The organism is Kitasatospora sp. NPDC033851, assembly GCF_055576085.1.
Genome location: NZ_JBVIRL010000019.1, coordinates 138,632 through 156,491, shown reverse-complemented (window position 1 = coordinate 156,491; position 17,860 = coordinate 138,632). Strand labels below are relative to the sequence as shown.

Annotated in this window: 18 protein-coding genes; 9 read left to right on the top strand and 9 right to left on the bottom strand. The window is 71.3% G+C overall.

What is annotated here, in order from left to right:
* Window positions 1-43: 43 nt before the first annotated feature.
* The gene (locus ACZ51D_RS30640; RefSeq protein ID WP_465664029.1) at window positions 44-379 is read right to left on the bottom strand and encodes an acyl carrier protein; all 336 of its coding nucleotides are present in this window, start codon (window positions 377-379) and stop codon (window positions 44-46) included.
* A gap of 393 nt (window positions 380-772) precedes the next feature.
* Between ACZ51D_RS30640 and ACZ51D_RS30635 the strand changes: the two genes are divergently transcribed.
* Entirely contained in the window at window positions 773-1,348 is a 576-nt protein-coding gene (locus ACZ51D_RS30635) for a hypothetical protein (RefSeq protein ID WP_465664028.1), read from the top strand.
* A gap of 71 nt (window positions 1,349-1,419) precedes the next feature.
* Here ACZ51D_RS30635 and ACZ51D_RS30630 read toward each other — a convergent pair whose 3' ends face one another.
* The 3 genes from ACZ51D_RS30630 to ACZ51D_RS30620 all read right to left on the bottom strand — a co-directional run bounded on the left by ACZ51D_RS30630 (window position 1,420) and on the right by ACZ51D_RS30620 (window position 5,187).
* Window positions 1,420-2,433: a class I SAM-dependent methyltransferase gene (locus ACZ51D_RS30630; RefSeq protein ID WP_465622718.1), complete on the bottom strand. Its 1,014-nt coding sequence runs from the start codon at window positions 2,431-2,433 to the stop codon at window positions 1,420-1,422.
* A 67-nt stretch (window positions 2,434-2,500) separates the two neighbouring features.
* The gene (locus tag ACZ51D_RS30625; protein WP_465622716.1) at window positions 2,501-3,667 is read right to left on the bottom strand and encodes a class I SAM-dependent methyltransferase; all 1,167 of its coding nucleotides are present in this window, start codon (window positions 3,665-3,667) and stop codon (window positions 2,501-2,503) included.
* A 212-nt stretch (window positions 3,668-3,879) separates the two neighbouring features.
* Window positions 3,880-5,187, bottom strand: coding sequence for a helix-turn-helix domain-containing protein (locus ACZ51D_RS30620; RefSeq protein ID WP_465622714.1), 1,308 nt, complete (start codon window positions 5,185-5,187; stop codon window positions 3,880-3,882).
* A 573-nt stretch (window positions 5,188-5,760) separates the two neighbouring features.
* Here ACZ51D_RS30620 and ACZ51D_RS30615 point away from each other — a divergent pair.
* Window positions 5,761-6,213 (top strand): GatB/YqeY domain-containing protein, encoded by a 453-nt coding sequence (locus tag ACZ51D_RS30615; RefSeq protein ID WP_360496292.1) that lies wholly within the window; start codon window positions 5,761-5,763, stop codon window positions 6,211-6,213.
* Between the two features lie 185 nt (window positions 6,214-6,398).
* Here ACZ51D_RS30615 and ACZ51D_RS30610 read toward each other — a convergent pair whose 3' ends face one another.
* A complete protein-coding gene (locus tag ACZ51D_RS30610) occupies window positions 6,399-8,759 on the bottom strand; it encodes a transglycosylase domain-containing protein (RefSeq protein WP_465622713.1) in 2,361 nt (786 codons plus the stop codon).
* A gap of 423 nt (window positions 8,760-9,182) precedes the next feature.
* On the opposite strand from ACZ51D_RS30610, the gene ACZ51D_RS30605 reads away from it, so the two are divergent.
* Window positions 9,183-9,506, top strand: coding sequence for a WhiB family transcriptional regulator (locus ACZ51D_RS30605; RefSeq protein ID WP_030240986.1), 324 nt, complete (start codon window positions 9,183-9,185; stop codon window positions 9,504-9,506).
* A gap of 165 nt (window positions 9,507-9,671) precedes the next feature.
* On the opposite strand, the gene bagB is transcribed toward ACZ51D_RS30605, so the two are convergent.
* Together bagB and bagA are read right to left on the bottom strand one after the other, a co-directional pair.
* Window positions 9,672-10,856: an ATPase BagB gene (gene bagB, locus ACZ51D_RS30600; protein ID WP_465622711.1), complete on the bottom strand. Its 1,185-nt coding sequence runs from the start codon at window positions 10,854-10,856 to the stop codon at window positions 9,672-9,674.
* A complete protein-coding gene (bagA, locus tag ACZ51D_RS30595) occupies window positions 10,853-11,941 on the bottom strand; it encodes an ATPase BagA (protein ID WP_360496283.1) in 1,089 nt (362 codons plus the stop codon). The genes bagB and bagA overlap by 4 nt, the downstream gene beginning before the upstream one ends.
* Window positions 11,942-12,154: 213 nt before the next feature.
* Between bagA and ACZ51D_RS30590 the strand changes: the two genes are divergently transcribed.
* The 5 genes from ACZ51D_RS30590 (at window position 12,155) to ACZ51D_RS30570 (ending at window position 14,882) form a co-directional block, all read left to right on the top strand.
* Entirely contained in the window at window positions 12,155-12,313 is a 159-nt protein-coding gene (locus ACZ51D_RS30590) for a DUF4177 domain-containing protein (RefSeq protein ID WP_360496280.1), read from the top strand.
* Entirely contained in the window at window positions 12,310-12,777 is a 468-nt protein-coding gene (locus ACZ51D_RS30585) for a RidA family protein (protein ID WP_360496277.1), read from the top strand. The genes ACZ51D_RS30590 and ACZ51D_RS30585 overlap by 4 nt, the downstream gene beginning before the upstream one ends.
* A 63-nt stretch (window positions 12,778-12,840) precedes the next feature.
* On the top strand, window positions 12,841-13,707 hold the full coding sequence (locus tag ACZ51D_RS30580) for an NUDIX hydrolase (RefSeq protein WP_465664027.1): 867 nt from the start codon (window positions 12,841-12,843) through the stop codon (window positions 13,705-13,707).
* A 94-nt stretch (window positions 13,708-13,801) separates the two neighbouring features.
* Complete coding sequence (locus ACZ51D_RS30575) at window positions 13,802-13,975, top strand: hypothetical protein (protein WP_360496271.1); 174 nt, start codon at window positions 13,802-13,804, stop codon at window positions 13,973-13,975.
* 73 nt (window positions 13,976-14,048) lie between these two features.
* On the top strand, window positions 14,049-14,882 hold the full coding sequence (locus tag ACZ51D_RS30570; RefSeq protein WP_465622708.1) for an MBL fold metallo-hydrolase: 834 nt from the start codon (window positions 14,049-14,051) through the stop codon (window positions 14,880-14,882).
* Between the two features lie 120 nt (window positions 14,883-15,002).
* On the opposite strand, the gene ACZ51D_RS30565 is transcribed toward ACZ51D_RS30570, so the two are convergent.
* Both ACZ51D_RS30565 and ACZ51D_RS30560 read right to left on the bottom strand, forming a co-directional pair.
* Window positions 15,003-15,677, bottom strand: a complete 675-nt coding sequence (locus ACZ51D_RS30565) for a Crp/Fnr family transcriptional regulator (protein ID WP_030288117.1) — start codon at window positions 15,675-15,677, stop codon at window positions 15,003-15,005.
* 192 nt (window positions 15,678-15,869) lie between these two features.
* Window positions 15,870-16,877, bottom strand: a complete 1,008-nt coding sequence (locus ACZ51D_RS30560; RefSeq protein WP_465622706.1) for an ArsR/SmtB family transcription factor — start codon at window positions 16,875-16,877, stop codon at window positions 15,870-15,872.
* A 112-nt stretch (window positions 16,878-16,989) separates the two neighbouring features.
* On the opposite strand from ACZ51D_RS30560, the gene ACZ51D_RS30555 reads away from it, so the two are divergent.
* Window positions 16,990-17,814, top strand: coding sequence for an isocitrate lyase/PEP mutase family protein (locus ACZ51D_RS30555; protein WP_465622705.1), 825 nt, complete (start codon window positions 16,990-16,992; stop codon window positions 17,812-17,814).
* Window positions 17,815-17,860: the final 46 nt, after the last annotated feature.

Genomic DNA, 17,860 nt, shown 5'->3' with positions numbered 1-17,860 from the left:
GGGGGCGGTGACGCAGCGTCAGGACATGTGCGGTGTCGCGCGGTCAGGACGCCGGCGGCCAGTCACCGCCGAGCGGGACGACGATGGACTGCAGGTGGTCGACGGTCGGCAGGGCACCCTCGCCCTCGTCCAGCATCTCCCGGACGAGCTCGACGATGTCGTGGACGGTCTCCAGCTGCGAGGCGCGCTCCTGGGGCAGGCTGTCGAACTCGAAGACGTCCTCGATGGTGAGGCCCAGCTGGACCATCGCGAGCGAGTGGTAGCTCAGTTCGCTGACGAGCTTGGTGTCCGGACCGATCTGGTCCTTCTTGGTCGGTGCGATGAGGTGGACCAGCTGACTGATCACATCAGGGATCTGGGCGGAGGCGATGTCGGTCATACATGGATCGTCGCCGGGTCGGGGCCCGACATTCCAGGCATCGGCTCCGGCAACGACTCGGCAAGATCGAACGTTCGGTGACCGCACCAACTCGACGGGTGACCGGATTGCCGTCGGTTTGCCTGGAGATCGGCCGAGTCCGCCCCCTATGCTCGGAGCATGGACACCGGTGTGCCGTCGATGTCGCCGTCAACTCCCAGGATTATCAGCTGTGTTGTGGCGTCGCGACCCCGACCGTGGGTGATCTGCCGGCCGCCGGCCGGCGCCGACGCGGGCGCCTTCGGCAGCCGGCGCCCGCGCACCGCCCCGGCCGCGGTGGTTTCCGCGCTCAGCGACCTTCTGTCCCAAGGCACTTGGTCCGACCATCACCCCTAACACCACTGAGGTGGCTCAATGACGCTGTTGGCATCCTGGGGATCCCTGGCCGCTCAGCACTCGCCCGCGGACGACACGGTCTTCGCCGTACTCAACGTGGCGTTCATCGTCCTCATCACGGCGATCGTCCTCGTCTCCCAGTTCAGCGTCCGCGACGTCAGGGCCCAGACCTTCCTGTGGGTCGCGATGCTCGTGCTGCGCGGCTTCCTGCCGCCGGGCCCGGCCGAGGCGAAGACGACCAGCATCGTCTTCCTGCTCATCGGCCTGGCGTTCTCGCTGGTCTTCGGCTACTACCGCGGTCTGACGATGCCCATGTGGCGCGACCAGACCGGCCGACTGCTGCGCAAGGGCGGCCGGACCACCGCCAAACTGTGGGTGGCGAACCTGGCCGAGCGCCTGATCGTCGGCGGCGTCGAAGTGGTCTTCTTCCACGGCCGGTTCAACGGCAACGGGGTCTGGCTCGGGGTCGGTGTGACGCTGGCCGTCCAGCAGGGCGTGATGATGCGGCGCGCTCCCGGCATCACCGAGGTGCGGCCCACCGGCCCGGGCTACACCATGCCCAAGGCCGAGGAGAGCGACGTCCAGGCGAACTGACGTCTCGTCAAACTGTCTGTACACAGCGAGAAGTGCTCCGGGGTGCTCGACCCCGGAGCACTTCCGTGTCATCAGGCGGCAAGCGGCTCGAGCTCAAAGATCACGCTGTCCGCCGGGGTCACCACGCGGTGCGCCTCGACCAGGCGCCAGCCGCCCTCCTCGAACACACCGTTCCACTCCTCCAGGGTCGGCAGGTAGGCACCCATCATGCGGTGCGCGACCTCGAAGCCCAGGGTGAAGACCGGGATCTCGGAGTCCGGGATGTCGGTGGTCATCGCGGTGTCGCCGAGCAGGAAGCGCTTGACGTTCGGGAACGCCTCGCGCAGCCCGCGCAGGGAGGCGATGCAGTTCTCCCGCGGCCAGAAGTCGTGGCCCATCAGGAAGGAGGTCAGGAGGTCGACGTCGGCGAACTCCGGGTGCGGCTGCGGGTTGGTGGCGTCGTCCTTGACGAAGGACACCTTGCCCTCGAAGCCGGCCTCCTTGGTCGAGGCCCGGGCCACGCCCAGCGCGCCCTCGGCGATGTCGATGCCGAGGCCGGTAGCGTTCGGGTTCTGCCGCAGCACGCTGATGATGCGCTCGCCGCTGCCGCAGCCGAGGTCGGCGATCTTGCCGAACTCACCGACCGAGCCCAGGGCCTTCTTGAACACCGGGTCGAAGAAGTTCGAGTTGATGTCGCGGCAGGCGATCGCGATGGCGGCCGAGTCGCGGCGGTAGAAGTCGCCGATCCGGTTCTCGTTCTTCAGCACGGCGGGCATGTCGGCGAAGAGCGACGCGCAGCCGCGGGACAGCCAGTGGTAGAAGGCCTTGGCGCGGTACACCTCGGCGAAGTTCACGTCGCCGACGATCAGGGCGCCCTGCCGCTGCACGATGCGGACGCTGGCCAGTGCCTGGAACATGCCCTCGACGGCGAACCGGTCGAGGTCGTTGCGTTCCGAGAACTCGGCGACGTCCAGCTTGTCCTGGTCCGCCAGTTCGTCGAGCGCCCCGACCTCCCAGGCGGCGCCGATCGCCGAGGATGCGACGGTGGCGTTGAAGATGTCGGCGGCGGTCATTCTCGCCGCTTCGAGCACGAGGTTGTCGGTCACGTCCTGGTCCCCTCTGAGGAATGGAATCCGGCAGGCCGAACAGGGGGTTCGGCCGGGCTGGTGGTGTTCACGGGCGCCGGGCGAGCAGGATCCGGTGCATCGGGGTGTCGACCAGTGCCGTCCTCACCAGGCCGGCCCGGTCGAGCCATTGGTCGTAGTCCGCCAGGGAGAAGGAGTCTCCGCCGCCGGTGACGAGCATCGACGCGGCGAACAGTCGGAAGAAGCGGTTCTGGATCGACTGGGCGTCGGTCTCGTCGTCCACGATGTGGTCGACGATGGCGACCACGCCGCCCTGGCGCACCGCCTGCGCCGCCCGTCGCATGAGCTCCTCGGAGCCCTCCGCGGTCTGGAGGTGGAAGATGTTCACCAGCAGGACGAGGTCCTGGCCGGTGTCCCACGCCTCGGTGAAGAAGTTGCGCTCCACCGGTTCGAACCGGTCCTGCACGCCCAGCCGCTCCGCCTGCCCGCGGGCGATGGGCACGATCCGCGGGTGGTCCAGGCCGGTGGCCCGCAGTCCCCTGAAGCGCTGCAGGAGCAGCTGGCTGTAGATGCCGGTGCCGCAGCCGACGTCGAGCATCGAGCGGTCCGCCTCGCCCTTCCAACCCTCTTCCTCCGCCAGGAGGTTGGCGAGCGACTCGACGATCGGCGGTGCCCAGAAGTTGATGCCGCGGGCCACCTGCTCGTAGTCCTCGGCGGACAGCTGGTTGGCCTGGTAGTCGCCGTCCGCGCCGCGGGCGGGCCGCTTGACGTGGTCCGCGAGGTTGCGCCAGACGTCCCAGCCGATCGCCCGGTCGTAGCCGATCCGGCCGGCCAGGCTGTACAGGCCGCCGGGCAGCAGGCACTCGGCCATGCCGTCCACCAGCCGGTAGACATCCTGACCGTCCTCGGTGCGCGACCGCTGGACGATGTCGTAGCAGTACAGGCCGTCGAGCAGCACCCGCAGGCCGTGGGTGTCGGCGTCCAGTCGCTCGGCGAGCGCGGCCGGGGTGGCCGGGCCCTCCGCCAGGGCGACGAACACACCGAGGTCGAATGCGGCCTCGATCATGCCGGGCGCGAACATCGCAATCAAGTGTTCGTAAACGCGGTGTGAAGCCCGGACGACGGCGCTGTCCCGGGGATCACCGATCAGTTTCGCGCCGTCCACCAGGGGCGCCACACCGGTTTCCGGCAGCGGAGTTTCGTCCGACGTTTCGTCGGTTCTGTCGTTGCGGACGGAGGAGTCTATCGTGGTCATCGATCCCCATTTGCGCTCAGGGCGTTTCGCCGGGCAGTGCTGAATGTGCCGCAGAGGCGTTTCCGGACAGGCCGGAGGAGCGAACCGGTCGATTCGATCGAATGATCGCCCGACAACCGGGCCGGCCCGGAAATGATTCCGGGCGCGGCAGTACGGCCGGCATGGACGGAAAGCGCCCCGACGAGCGGACGGTGTGAGTGTGTGTGCCGGCCTCAGGCCGGAATGGCGTTGACGTACTCGCGCATCATCCGGGGGACCCGGTACGCGTACTGGTGGCCACGTTTCACCTGGATGACGGAGAAATCCACGAGATCGGCCAGCACATCGATATTGCGGGAGGGCTCCCGGCCGCCGTCGACCGGTTCCTGCCGGACATCGTCGATGGTGAATTCATCGGGAAAGCGGGACAGCTGTCTGAGGGCTCTGCGCTGCCGGTCGTCGAGCAGTCCGTACGCCCAGGCGAGGCTGCGGTGCAGCGAGCGGTGGTGGGACAGCCCGCCCACCTCGTCCTGGCCGAGGATCGGCAGCACCTGGCACTCGTCCACCAGGACCTGCAGGGGCACCGAGCGCATCCGGAAGGCGGCGTTCTCGATGGCGAGCGCGAGACCGCCCAGCCGCCGGCAGAGCTCCACCACCTGCGGCATCTGGTCACTGAGGTCCAGCGTCGGGACGATGGAGTGCACCCGGCGGCAGAACAGCTCGGCGGCGGGCGGGCAGCCGTAGCTGCCCTCGGGGTAGTCGACCGACAGCGGCGACACCTCCCACAGGTCCGCCGGGATGGAGGCCGGCGCCCGCAGCGAGGTGATCAGGATGTGGAGCGCGGGATGCCGGTCCAGCAGCATCCTGACCTGCCGGGTCGCCGCGCCGATGACGTGCTCGGCGTTGTCGATGACGACCATCATCTGCAGCTCGGGGTTGGTCCGCGGGTCCCGGTCGTAGCCGTGCAGCAGGGTGTCGAGCGAGCGTTGCACCTCCGCCGAGGCGGCGCCGGCGTCGACACTCTCGGGGGTCACCGAGCCGAGCTCCAGGACCACCACGCCGTCGCGGAAGCGGTCGAGCAGATGGGCCGCGGAATCCAGTGCCAGCCGGGTCTTCCCAACGCCGGCGGGGCCGGTGAGCACCAGCGGCCGGCCCGGCCGGAGGGTGGTCACCACGTGCAGCAGGTCGGCCTGGCGCCCGACGGTGATGTCCGTCTTGGGGCGCAGCCCCTGCCACCGGGCGTTGTCCGGAACCTCGACGACATTGGTCAGCAGACCGGGTTCCAGTCGGGAGGACAGCATCCCGGTCGGATTACCCGCATTGGCAACGTGGGATATCAGGGTGTCCTGGCTGGTCGCCGCGGACAGCAGGGCGCCGACCAGGAGTTCCACGGAACTGCGCCGCGGATTCTTGATGGCGCCGGTTTCCAGATTGCGAATGGTCCGCACACTGACATTGGAATGCTCGGCTAATTGCTCCTGGCTCCAGCCGACCATCTTTCGTTGGGTTACTAACATGGAGCGAAGCTGATTGTTGTCCATTCCCCCGCGCTTCCTGCTGTCGTGAGCAGAATCCAAGTCGGAACTTAACGCGCCGGACTGCGGCGCCAATCACTCCGGAAACGATCATTACTGACCACGCGGTCATGGCGGAGCGCATGCGGAAGCACTCGCGCCGAGCGTGGGTCGCGATGTGTCAGAACCGTGGAAAAATGAGTTGGGGACTTGACAGCGGCTTTCTGCTGCGGCTCGGGAGCGGCCGTTATCGGTGAGGTGACCACAGCCCGTTAGGATACTCAAGCTAGCTGCGAACGAGTGTACTACGCGGACTATTTCGCGAACCTGCCGCTACGTTCGATTTGCCCCTTTTGGCACCGGCAACTCCTCGGTGCTTCCGGCAATTTCCGACTGTTCTGCCGCGAGTATGCAGCCGTTATCGGCCATGTCGACTGGAATCCACTGCCCCTTCCCGGTCGCGATCGGCCACCGTCCGACGCGTCGTCACATGACCCCGGCCGGCCTCGGCACGGCATACTCGTTCACCTGCACAATCCGCAGGGGATACCCGGTGGAAACCGGTTGAGACCACCCACAGCCGAAGGATAAGAAGAGGAAATGACAACGCTCAAGGAGCAGCTGCAGGAGGACCTCACGGCTGCCATCAGGGTCCGGGACGAGCTGCGCGCGTCCACCATCCGGCTCACGCTGTCCGCCGTCACCAGCGAAGAGGTGGCGGGAAAGCAGAAGCGCGAGCTGTCCGACGCCGACGTGCTGAAGGTGATCGGCCGCGAGGCGAAGAAGCGCCGGGAGGCCGCCGAGGCCTTCGACGGCGCCGGTCGCACCGACCAGGCCGCCCGGGAACGGGCCGAGGGCGAGGTGCTGGCGACCTACCTGCCCAAGCAGCTCTCCGACGAGGAGCTCGCCGCGATCGTGGCGGCCGCCGTGGCCGAGACCGGGGCGAGCGGCCCGCAGGCGATGGGCGCCGTGATGAAGCTGGTGAAGCCTCAGGTGGAGGGCCTGGCCGAGGGTGGCCGGGTCGCCGCCGCCGTGAAGGCCGCGCTGTCCTGACCGCGGGCGGCCCGGGGTCGTCGGGTCAAGCCGGCTCTGGCCGGAATCGAGCGGCCCTGGAGGGCCCGTAAGGGGCTCTCCAGGGCCCGACGGCCCGTCACCCCGGCAACACGCCGAAGGGGCGTCCTCCGAACCGGAGGACGCCCCTTCGCTACTGTTCCGCGGGCTCGGCCCGGGCGGCTCGGTCAGCCGTTGCCGCCGCCGTGCTTGCCGCCGTTGTTCCCGCCGCCGCCGATCATGCCCGGCGGGAAGGTGAACCCGCCGCCGATCATTCCGCCGGGGGTGCCGCCGCCGTTGTTCCCGCCGCCGTTGTTCCCGCCGCCGGGGGCGCCGCCGCCCTGCTGCGGCGGGGGGTTGGCGCCGGCCGGCGGGGTGTTCGGGTCGGCCGGCGGGGTGGCCCCGGCCGCCGGGTCCGGCTTGGGCATGTCCGGGATGTTCGCGGTGGGCAACTGCTCCACCGGGGCGCCCTTCAGGGCCTGGTTCATCGCCATGCGCCAGATCGGGCCGGGGCCGGTGGCACCGAAGACCTCGGCGAAGGGGGTCGGGCCGATCTTGATGTTCTTCATCGGGACGCCGCCGGCCGGGCCGCCGAGCCAGACCGAGGTGGCCAGCTGCGGGGTGTAGCCGCTGAACCAGGCGGCGCGCTTCTCGTCCGAGGTGCCGGTCTTGCCGGCGATCGGGCGGCCGTCGTCGAGACCGAGGTCCTTACCGGTGCCCTTCTCGGTCACGCCGCTCAGCACGGTGTTCATGGCGTCGGCCGTGGACTCCGAGAAGGCCTGGCTGCACGCCGACTGCGGGACCGCCATGTCCTTGCCGTCCACCGTGGTGATCTTGTTGATGGCGATCGGGGTGCAGTACTTGCCGTGCGCGGCGAAGGTCGCGTAGACGTTCGCCATGGTCAGCGGCGACATCTCCTGCACGCCGAGGCCCATCGAGGGGACCTCCTCGAGGGGCTTGCCGCTCGCCTTGGTGGTGATGCCGAGCTTGTTGGCCATCTGCTTCACCGGGCAGAGGCCCATGTCGGCCTCCATCTCGACGAAGTAGGTGTTGACCGACATGGCCATGGCCGTCTTGAGGTCGTAGGGGCCCTTCTCGCTCTCGGACTCGTTGGGCACGGTCCGGGCCTTGCCCTTCTCCGTGTTCTTCCAGGTGCCCTCGCAGGTCTTCATCGTCGGCCACTCGATGCGGTTCTCCGACTTGTACTGCTGAGTGGGCTGGATGCCGGACTCGAGGGCGGCGGCGGCCACGATCGGCTTGAAGGTCGACCCCGGCTGGAAGCCGTTGCCGCCGCCCATCGCCGCGTCGACGTTGAGGTTGACGACGGTCTGGTTCTTGTTGGCGTCCAGGCCGTACGGGCGGGTCTGGGCCATCGCCAGGATCTTGCCGGTGCCCGGCTCCATCATGGTCGCGGCGGCCGACACCGGGTCGGTGACGTACACCAGCTTGGTGACGGCGTTCTGGGCCGCGGCCTGCTTGTCCGGGTCCAGCGTGGTGTAGATGTTCAGGCCGCCGGTGTCCCAGAGCTTCTTGCGCTCGTCGGCGCTCTTGCCGAACGCGGGGTCCTGCTTGACCACGTGGCGGACGAAGTCGCAGAAGAAGCCCATCCCGGCCTGGGCGGTGATGCAGCCGTTCTGCGGGTCCTTGTACTTCAGACCCAGCGGGGCGGCCTTCGCCTCCTTCGCCTGGTCCGCGGTGATGTGCTTGTTCTCGAGCATCTTGTCGATCACGACGTTGCGGCGCTTGACCGTGTTCTCGGGGTAGCGCACCGGGTCGTAGGACGACGGGTTCTGCACCATGCCGGCCAGGGTGGCGGCCTCGGCGACGGTCAGGTCCTTGTTGCTCTTGCTGAAGTAGCGCTGGGAGGCCGCCTCGACGCCGTAGGCCTGGTGGCCGTAGAAGGTGATGTTGAGGTAGTTGGTGAGGATCTGATCCTTGGTCAGGTCCTCCTCCAGCTTGATCGCGACCTTGAGCTCCTGGATCTTGCGGCCCAGGGTCTTGCGCTGGGCCTCCAGGACGGCCGCCTGGTCGTCGCCGGCCTTCTCCACGTTGACGTTCTTCACGTACTGCTGGGTCAGCGTCGACGCACCCTGGGAGGCGGTGCCGCTCTCGGCGTTCTTGCTGGCCGCGCGGAGGATGCCCTTGAGGTCGATGGCGCCGTGCTCGTAGAAGCGGGCGTCCTCGATGTCCACCTGGGCCTGCCGCATGAACGGCGACATCTGGTCGACCGTGAGGACGGTGCGGTCGCGCTCGTAGACCTTGGCGATCAGGCCGCCCTTGGCGTCGAAGATCTGGGTTGCCTGGGTGAGCGGCGGCGTCTTGAAGTCGTCGGGGATGTTGTCGAAGCTCTCCGCCGTGTCCTTGGCGGTCAGCCCCATGGCGCCGACGGCGGGCAGGGCGAGGCCTGCCAGCAGGACTCCGGAGAGCACGCTGACGCCCAGGAACTTCACGCCGTTGCCGACGTGCTCCAACGGTGATCCGCCGGACCTGCCGCGCGGAGCTCCGGTGTTGCCTGGGGGCTGGGATGCCTGGGGGCGCTTCGGTGCCATGGGGAGAACCCTACGTCGCGGATTCCCGTACATCGGGGCAGGTGTTCGCCTAGGCTTGTCACAAGCTTGGTACAGCTTCGGTGCGTCAACATCATTCACTCGTGTGGGTGGCGAGAGTTGCCCGAATTGCCCGTGGATGACCGGGTTCTGTGGCGGCTGGGGGCTGTGGCATTCGCGCGAATGGTCGCTCTCCGTGATGGCGCCTGTGGCGAGAGTGGGGGGCTACGCATTGGCAAGGCATGTGACCTGCGATCACTCCAACGAGTGAGCTGACCGGTACCCATAGTCCAATCGGGTCATGCGAGATTGAGCCCGAAGGGGCTGTTGCAAGCTGTCGTTCTTCCGTAACGTCCTCAACTGGCAACGGTGAATATGCCGTTGCCGCCGTGGGGGAGCCTCGATACGGGAGAGGACGGCGCCGGGATGGGCTGGGTTGACGACTGGAGTGCGCAGGCCGCCTGCCGCACGAGTGATCCGGACGAACTGTTCGTCCAGGGGGCGGCGCAGAACCGCGCCAAGGCGGTGTGCAGCGGCTGCCCCGTGCGGACGGAGTGCCTCGCGGACGCCCTGGACAACCGGGTGGAGTTCGGGGTCTGGGGCGGGATGACGGAGCGCGAGCGCCGGGCGCTGCTGCGCCGCCGCCCGACGGTCATTTCGTGGCGCAGGCTGCTGGAGACGGCCCGCACCGAGTACGAGGAGTCCCTCGCGACCGGTGTGATACTGACGGACTACGCCCAGGCGGGCTGAGCCCGACCGCACAGGCCGCACCGGCCGTACCGGGGGGTCCGGGCCGGTCGGCCCAGGGCGGGCGCCCACGCCGCACCGCCCCGAGCCGTCCAACGTCGCGCCGTCCAACGTCGCGAACTACTGTGCCGCGAAGTCCTGTGCTGCGCAGTCCTACGCCGTGCCGTCCTACGCCGCGCCGTCCGACGCCGTGCCGCCGAGCCGGTCCCCGATGGCCCGCAGACCCTCCAGGTCGTGCACGTCGCCCGGCAGCGCCGGGACCTCCACGATCGGCACGTCCGGGTAGACCGAGACGAAGCGGTCGCGGGTGCGGCGCTCCCGTCCCATGATCTGCATCCGCTCGGCGTGCAGCCGCAGCAGCCCGGCCGCGAGCAGCTCCGCCTCCGGCGAGGTGTGCTCCGAGCCGTTCTCCTCCAGCGCCTCCGCCGCCGCCCGCGCCCGCTCCGCGGTGAGCTGCGGTGCGCCCGTGCCGTGCACCCGGTTGAGCACCAGTCCGGCCAGCGGCATCCGGTCCGCGGCGAGCCGGTCCACGAAGTACGCCGCCTCGCGCAGCGCGTCCCGTTCCGGTGCGGCCACCACCAGGAACGCCGTGCCCGGCGCCTTGAGCAGCTGGTACGTGCGGTCTGCGCGCTCGCGGAAGCCGCCGAACATCGAGTCCGTCGCGCTGACGAAGGTCTGCACGTCGGTGAGCAGCTGGGCGCCGAAGATCTTGCCGAGGGTGCCGGTGAGCAGGCCCATCCCGGCGTTCAGGAACCGCATCGCGCTGCGCCCGCCGACCTTGGCCGGGGCGGTCAGGATCCGGATCACCCGGCCGTCCAGGAAGGACCCGAGCCGGTTCGGCGCGTCCAGGAAGTCCAGCGCCGAGCGGGACGGCGGGGTGTCCACGACGATCAGGTCCCACTCCTCGGCGGCGCGCAGCTGCCCGAGCTTCTCCATCGCCATGTACTCCTGCGTGCCCGCGAAGCCGGCCGACAGGGACTGGTAGAACGGGTTCTCCAGGATCGCCCGGGCCCGTTCGGGGTCCGCGTGGGCCAGCACGACCTCGTCGAAGGTCCGCTTCATGTCCAGCATCATGGCCTGGAGCTCCCCGGTCCCGGTGACCCCCTTGACCACCCGGGGGGTGTTGTCGAGCTCGGTCAGGCCCATCGACTGGGCGAGCCGGCGGGCCGGGTCGATGGTCAGCACCACCACCTTGCGGCCGCGTTCGGCGGCCCGCAGGCCGATCGCCGCGGCGGTGGTGGTCTTGCCGACGCCGCCGGACCCGCAGCAGACGATGATCCTGGTCTTCGGGTCGTCGATCAGCTCGTCCACCGCGAGCCGCTTCCCGGTGCTCCGCACCCCGTTCGAGGTCATGCCGCCCCCTGCCGCTTCAGGTCGCCCGCCAGCCGGTACAGCCCGCCGAGGTCCACGCCCTCGCCCAGCAGCGGAAGTTCGTACGTCGGGAGCCGCAGTTGCTGCAGGTCGGCGCGCTGCTCGCGCTCCAGCTCGACCCGCTCGGCGTGCTCCCTGGCCTGCTCCAGCAGCGGGTCGATCAGCGGCTCCACCGCCGCCCGGACCGTCTCCGGCTTGCGCGAGCGGCCCCCGAGCCCGGCCTCCCCGAGCGCCAGGGCGACCTCCTCGCGGTGGTTCCCGTCGACCGCGGCCACCGCCGCCGCGTCCAGCACCGGTGGCCGGACCATGTTGACCATCACGCCGCCCACCGGGAGCTTCGCCTCGCGCAGCTCCGCGATGCCGTCGACCGTCTCCTGCACCGGCATCTCCTCCAGCAGGGTGACCAGGTGCACCGCGGTCTCCGGTGACTTCAGCACCCGCATCACGGCCTGCGCCTGGGTGTGTATCGGGCCGATCCGGGCCAGCCCGGCGACCTCGGCGTTGACGTTGAGGAACCGGGTCAGCCGCCCGGTCGGCGGGGCGTCCATCACCACCGCGTCGTAGCGGCGCCGGCCGTCCGGGTCCTTGCGCCGGGTCGCCTCGCAGGCCTTGCCGGTCAGCAGGACGTCCCGGACACCGGGCGCGATGGTGGTGGCGAAGTCCACGAAGCCGACCTTCTGCAGCGCCTTGCCGGCCCGGCCGAGCTTGTAGAACATCTCCAGGTACTCGAGCAGCGCCTGCTCGGTGTCGATCGCCAGTGCGAAGACCTCGCCGGCCGGTGTGCCGCCCGCGGGCGCCTCCCCGGCCGGGAGCCCCAGCTGCCGGCGGGAGACCGAGGCGATCCGGCGCTCCTCGTACGGCAGTGCGGCGATCCCGAACAGCTCGGCGATGCCCTGCCGGCCCTCGACCTCGATCAGCAGGACCCGGCCGCCGTCGGCGGCGAGCGCCAGGGCCAGTGCGGCGGCCAGCGTGGTCTTCCCGGTGCCGCCCTTGCCGCTGACCACGTGCAGCCGGACGCCCTCCCAGTCGGGGTCGCGCCGGTCCGCCTGGCCGGGGGTGCGTGCCACGCTCCGTCTCCGTCCGTCTCCGTCCTGCGGGCGTCCCCTCCTGACGAGGGTGGCCCTCACCAGGGTGCCCTCTCGCGAGGGTAACCAGGGACCGCGCCGGATGCCCGGAGCACCCGGGGTTGCCAGGCCTGATCATGCCCTCTTTGTGGCCCACCTCACACGTCGCCCGCCGCGCGGCGCCGATCGCCGCGGCGGCTCGTCTAGAGTCTGGCCATGACCAAGTGGGAATACATGACGGCGCCCCTGCTCGTGCACGCCACCAAGCAGATCCTGGACAACTTCGGCGAGGACGGCTGGGAGCTCGTCCAGGTCGTGCCCGGCCTGAACCCGGAGAACCTGGTGGCCTACTTCAAGCGGGAGAAGAACGCATGAGCGTCGTCGAGTCGAAGCTCGCCGAGCTGGGCCTGACCCTGCCGCCGGTGGCCGCCCCGGTCGCCGCGTACGTGCCGGCCCTGCAGTCCGGCGAGTTCGTGTTCACCTCCGGCCAGCTCCCGGTGGTCGGCGGCAAGCTGCCGAGCACCGGCAAGGTCGGCGCCGAGGTGTCCCCGGAGGAGGCCAAGGAGCTCGCGCAGACCTGTGCGCTGAACGCCCTGGCCGCCGTGAAGTCCGTGATCGGCGACCTCGACCGGATCGAGCGGGTCGTCAAGGTCGTCGGCTTCGTCGCCTCCGCCCCCGACTTCACCGGCCAGCCGGGCGTCATCAACGGCTGCAGCGAGCTGCTCTCCAAGGTGCTCGGTGTCGCGGGCGTGCACGCCCGCAGCGCCGTCGGTGTCGCGGTGCTGCCGCTGGACGCCCCGGTCGAGATCGAGCTGCAGGTGCGCGTCAAGCAGGCCTGAGTGTGATCGCGAAGGCGGGGTCGGGCCTGTCCAACCCCGCCTTCGTGCGCTTAGCATCCGGGCATGGACCATCGAGCAACGACGCTCCCGATGCCGCCCGGCTGGCCTGCCCGGATCCGGGCGGTCGAATCCGGCGTGCTGACCCCGCCGGTGCCCAGGCCCGCCGCCACCGTCGTGCTACTGCGCGACGCCGCCGCCGGGCCGGAGGCCTACCTGCTGCGCCGTCGTACCTCGATGGCCTTCGCGGCCGGGATGTACGCCTACCCGGGCGGCGGGGTGGACCCGCGGGACGCCGAGGTCGAACCGGGCTGGGCCGGTCCTTCGCCCGAGGAGTGGGCGGGCCGACTCGGAGTGGACGCCCGGACGGCCCGGGCGGTGGTCTGCGCGGCCGTCCGCGAGACCTTCGAGGAGGCCGGCGTCCTGCTGGCCGGCCCGGACGCGCACAGCGTCGCCGCGCCGCGCGACTGGTCCGCCGAGCGCGCCGCGCTGGAGGCGCACGAGCTGTCCTTCGCCGAGTTCCTCCGCGACCACGGCCTGGTGCTGCGCAGCGACCTGCTGGGCGGCTGGGCCCGCTGGATCACCCCGGAGTTCGAGGAGCGCCGCTACGACACCTGGTTCTTCGTGGCGGCCCTGCCGGCCGGCCAGCGCGCCGCCCTGGAGGTCGGCGAGGCCGACCGGGTCGCGTGGCTGAGCCCCGCCGAGGCGGTCCGGGGCTACCAGGAGGGCCGGTTCGGCATGCTGCCGCCGACCGTGACGGTGCTGCGCGAACTGTCGCCGGTCCGCACCGCCGCCGAGGCGCTGGCCGCGGCCGCCGACCGTCCGCTGGACCCGGTCCTGGGCCGGGCCGAGGTCCGCGGGGACCGCATGACGGTCCGCTGGCCCGGGTACGACGAACTGACCATCGACGGGGATTTCCCCGAGGACTCCTGACCCACCCGCACCGCCGGATCATCCGTACCGACCGATCGATCACCCACCCCGCAGTCACACCGCAGTCACACCGCAGAGAAAGGACCGACGCCCGATGACCCACAACGACGTGGCTCCCCGGACGGCACCCGAGATGCCCGCCCGCCGCCTGATCCCCCGTACCCCGGCCTGTGAGAGCCCGGTCCCGTTCGTCGAGGTGGCGCAGCGCGCCCTCGTCCGGGCGCTGCCGCTGCGGGCCCTCCATCGCGACGGCGAGGGTGGCCGGTGAGCGAGCGAAGTGAGCGAATCGTCGAGAGGTGTGCGTTGCGCGAAGCGGCTGCCGAGCGCAGCGAGGTGGGCGCATGAGCGGACTCCTGCCGGGTGACCCCGCCGCCGTCGTCGGCGGCGAGGCCACCTCCCGGGCGCTGTGCGTGCTGGCGCCGAACCCGTCGCCGATGACGCTGGACGGCACCAACACCTGGCTGCTCTCCGAGCCCGGCTCGGACCTCGCCGTGGTGATCGACCCCGGCCCGCTGCACGAGGAGCACCTGCGCCGGGTGGTCGCCCTCGCCGAGGAGCGGGGCAAGCGGATCGCGCTGACCCTGCTCACCCACGGCCACGCCGACCACTCCGAGGGCGCGGCCCGCTTCGCCGAGCTCACCGGCACCGAGGTGCGGGCCCTGGACCCGGCGCACCGGCTGGGCTCCGAGGGCCTGGTGGGCGGCCAGCGCCTGGACATCGGCGGCCTGGACCTGCGGGTGGTGGGCACCCCCGGCCACACCTCGGACTCGCTGACCTTCCACCTGCCGGACGACGGCGCGATCCTCACCGGGGACACCGTGCTCGGCCGCGGCACCACGATGGTCGCCCACCCCGACGGCCGGCTGGGGGACTACCTGGACTCGCTGCGCCGGCTGCACACGATGGCCTCCCATCACGGCGTGCGGACCGTGCTGCCCGGCCACGGCCCGGTGCTCGCGGACGCGCTGGGCGCCGTCGACTACTACCTGGCCCACCGGGCCAACCGGCTCGCGCAGGTGGAGACCGCGGTCGAGGCGGGCTGCCGGACCGCTCCCGAGGTGGTGTCGCGGGTCTACGCCGACGTGGACCGGGCGCTGTGGCCGGCCGCGGAGCTGTCCGTCCGGGCCCAGCTGGACTACCTGGAGGAGCACGGGCTGATCGCGGACCTCGACTGACCCGCGACCGGGGCCGACCCGCGACCGGGGCTTGCCGGGTCCGACCGCGAACGCCGAAGGGCCCGTCCGTGCGGACGGGCCCTTCGGCGTGGTGCGGGTGCGGTGCGGGCGCGCGGAGCGTCAGCGCGAGCGGCGGGACAGCCGCTCGACGTCCAGCAGGACCACCGCGCGGGCCTCCAGCTTCAGCCAGCCGCGGCCGGCGAAGTCGGCGAGCGCCTTGTTGACCGTCTCGCGGGAGGCGCCGACCAGCTGGGCCAGCTCCTCCTGGGTGAGGTCGTGGGCGACGTGGATGCCCTCCTCGGACTGCACGCCGAAGCGGCGGGAGAGGTCCAGCAGGGCCTTGGCGACGCGGCCGGGCACGTCGGAGAAGACCAGGTCGGACATCACGTCGTTGGTCCGGCGCAGTCGGCGGGCGATGGCCCGCAGCAGCGCGATGGAGACCTCGGGGCGGGCGTGCAGCCAGGGCTGCAGGTCGCCGTGGCCCAGGCCGAGCAGCTTGACCTCGGTCAGCGCGCTGGCGGTCGCGGTGCGCGGGCCCGGGTCGAACAGCGACAGCTCGCCGATCATCTCGCTGGGGCCGAGGACGGCGAGCATGTTCTCGCGGCCGTCCGGCGAGGCGCGGTGCAGCTTGACCTTGCCCTCCGCGACGACGTACAGCCGGTCGCCCGGGTCGCCCTCGTGGAACAGCGACTCCCCACGGGCGAGGGTGACCTCGGTCATGGAAGCGCGCAGCTCGCCGGCCTGTTCGTCGTCGAGTGCCGCGAAGAGTGCGGCGCGCCGCAGAACGTCGTCCACGTGCTTCCTCCTTCTCGGCCGGGCGGCGGGTGGGCCGTCCGGCGCAAGTTCCGTTCAGTGTTCTGCATCACCAAGCATGGCGCATGTCGCTCCGATCATATGAGGAGGGGGTCTGCCGAGGTGTGCCGTGCGGGGCCATTCGTACCGGCGGGTCATCGGGCGGGACGGACGGGGGCAGTTCCCGGACCGGCCCTAATCGAATGCCTGTCCGTCCTGATCGAACAGGGAATCGCCGACCGCCGTACGGGCGTGCAGGACGGCGTGGCCCGCGCGGTGGGCGCTGGTCAGGCCCGCCGTGCGCAGCGCGGTGAGGTGCTGCGAGACGCCGGCCGCGGAGAGTTCGGTGCGGCGCGCCAGCTCGCTGGTCGAGGCCGGGGAGTCCAGCTCGGCCAGCAGCCGGGCGCGGGAGCGGCCGAGGACGCCGGCCAGCGCGTCGGTGCGGGCCGCCGGGCCCGGGTGGCGTTCCCACAGGGTGGCCGTGCCGCGCGCCGGGTAGACCAGCTGCGGCGGGTCGGGCGGCAGCACCCGGGTGAGCACCCGCGGCCAGGCGAAGGCCGAGGGCAGGAGCAGCAGCCCGGACCCGGCGGTCAGTCGGGTGACCGCGCAGTGCCGCCGCTCCAGCAGCAGCGCCGAGCCGTCCCAGCGGACAGTGTCGTGCAGTTCGCCCAGCATCCGCGCGGTGCCGTGCTCGGCGGCCTGCCGGGAGCGGTGGAAGACGTCCGCCGCGAGCAGGGCCCGGATCCGGGCCCAGTACGGGGCGAGCGCCAGCTCCCAGTACGCCGCGAGGTCGGCGGCCAGCCGGGGCAGCTGCCCGGCCGGGTCGCGGTGCAGCGGCGCCAGGACGGCCGGCAGCCGGCCGTCGGCCTCGGCGGCCAGGATGTCCAGGTCGGCCCGGACCTGCTCGGCGCCGGTGGCGGTGATCGTGGCCAGTTCCTCGGCGAGCGTGGGGGAGAAGCCCACCGGGGCGGGGTTGAGGAAGTCCGGCAGGTGGCCGGTGGGCGGCACCAGGGCGGCCAGCCGTTCCAGGGCCGGCCCGGCGGCGGCCAGCCGCTCGCGGACCTCCCCGGCCCAGCGCCGGTGCAGCGCCGGGACGGGGGAGTGGGCGAGGGCGCGCAGGCTGGTCACCACCTCCTGCATCGGCGAGACGGCGAACCGGGTCAGCGCCAGGTCCTGCGCGGAGAAGTGCAGTTCGGTACGCATGCGGGCCCCCCTTCGCGAAGATTCAGTCCCAGCTTAATCACTGGTACCGGCCGGGGAGCCGGGCACAGGATGCCTGCGTCCCCACCGATCCGTACGAAAGCCGGTGACACCCATGTCCACCACCCCCGAGTCCCGTGAGCGGGCGCTGCGACTGCGCGGACTGGTCGCCGACGGCGTGCTCGTCCTGCCCAACGCCTGGGACGCGGGCAGCGCCGCCGTGATCGCCTCGGCCGGCGCCCAGGCCATCGCCACCACCAGCGGCGGCGTCTCCTGGTCGCTCGGGCACGGCGACGGCCAGCGGCTCGACCGGGCGGCGGCGGTCGAGGCGGCCCGCCGGATCGTCGCGGCGGCGGACCTGCCGGTCACCATCGACGCCGAGGGCGGGTACGGGCCGCTGCCCGCCGACGTCGCGGAGACCGTGACCGCCCTGGTCGGCGTGGGCGCGGTCGGCGTCAACCTGGAGGACTCGACGGCCGTCGGCGGCCCGCTCTTCCCGGTGGCCGAGCAGGCCGAGCGGCTGCGCGCGGCCCGTACGGCGGCGGCCGCGGCCGGGCTGCCCGAGCTGGTGGTCAACGCCCGCACCGACGTCTTCCTGTTCGGGCTCGGCGGGCTCGACGACGTGCTGGTCCGGGCCGAGGCCTACGCGGAGGCGGGCGCCGACGGCCTGTTCGTCCCCGGGCTGCTCGACCTCGAAGCCCTCACCGAGCTGGTCAAGCGCGCGCCGCTGCCGGTGAACGCGATGGCCGTCCCCGGCGGGCCGACCGTCGCCGAACTCGCCGCCACCGGGGTGCGGCGAATCAGCCTCGGTACCGGCCTCGCCCAGCTCGCGTACACCGCGGCCCGCCGCGCCGCCGTCGAACTGCTCGGCGCCGGGACACTGACGCAGCTCGACGGGGCGCTCGGCTTCGGGGAACTGAACGGGCTGTACCAGGGCTGATCCGGGCCGGGTTGCCAGGACTGCCGCGGCCGGGCTCGGCTTGCGG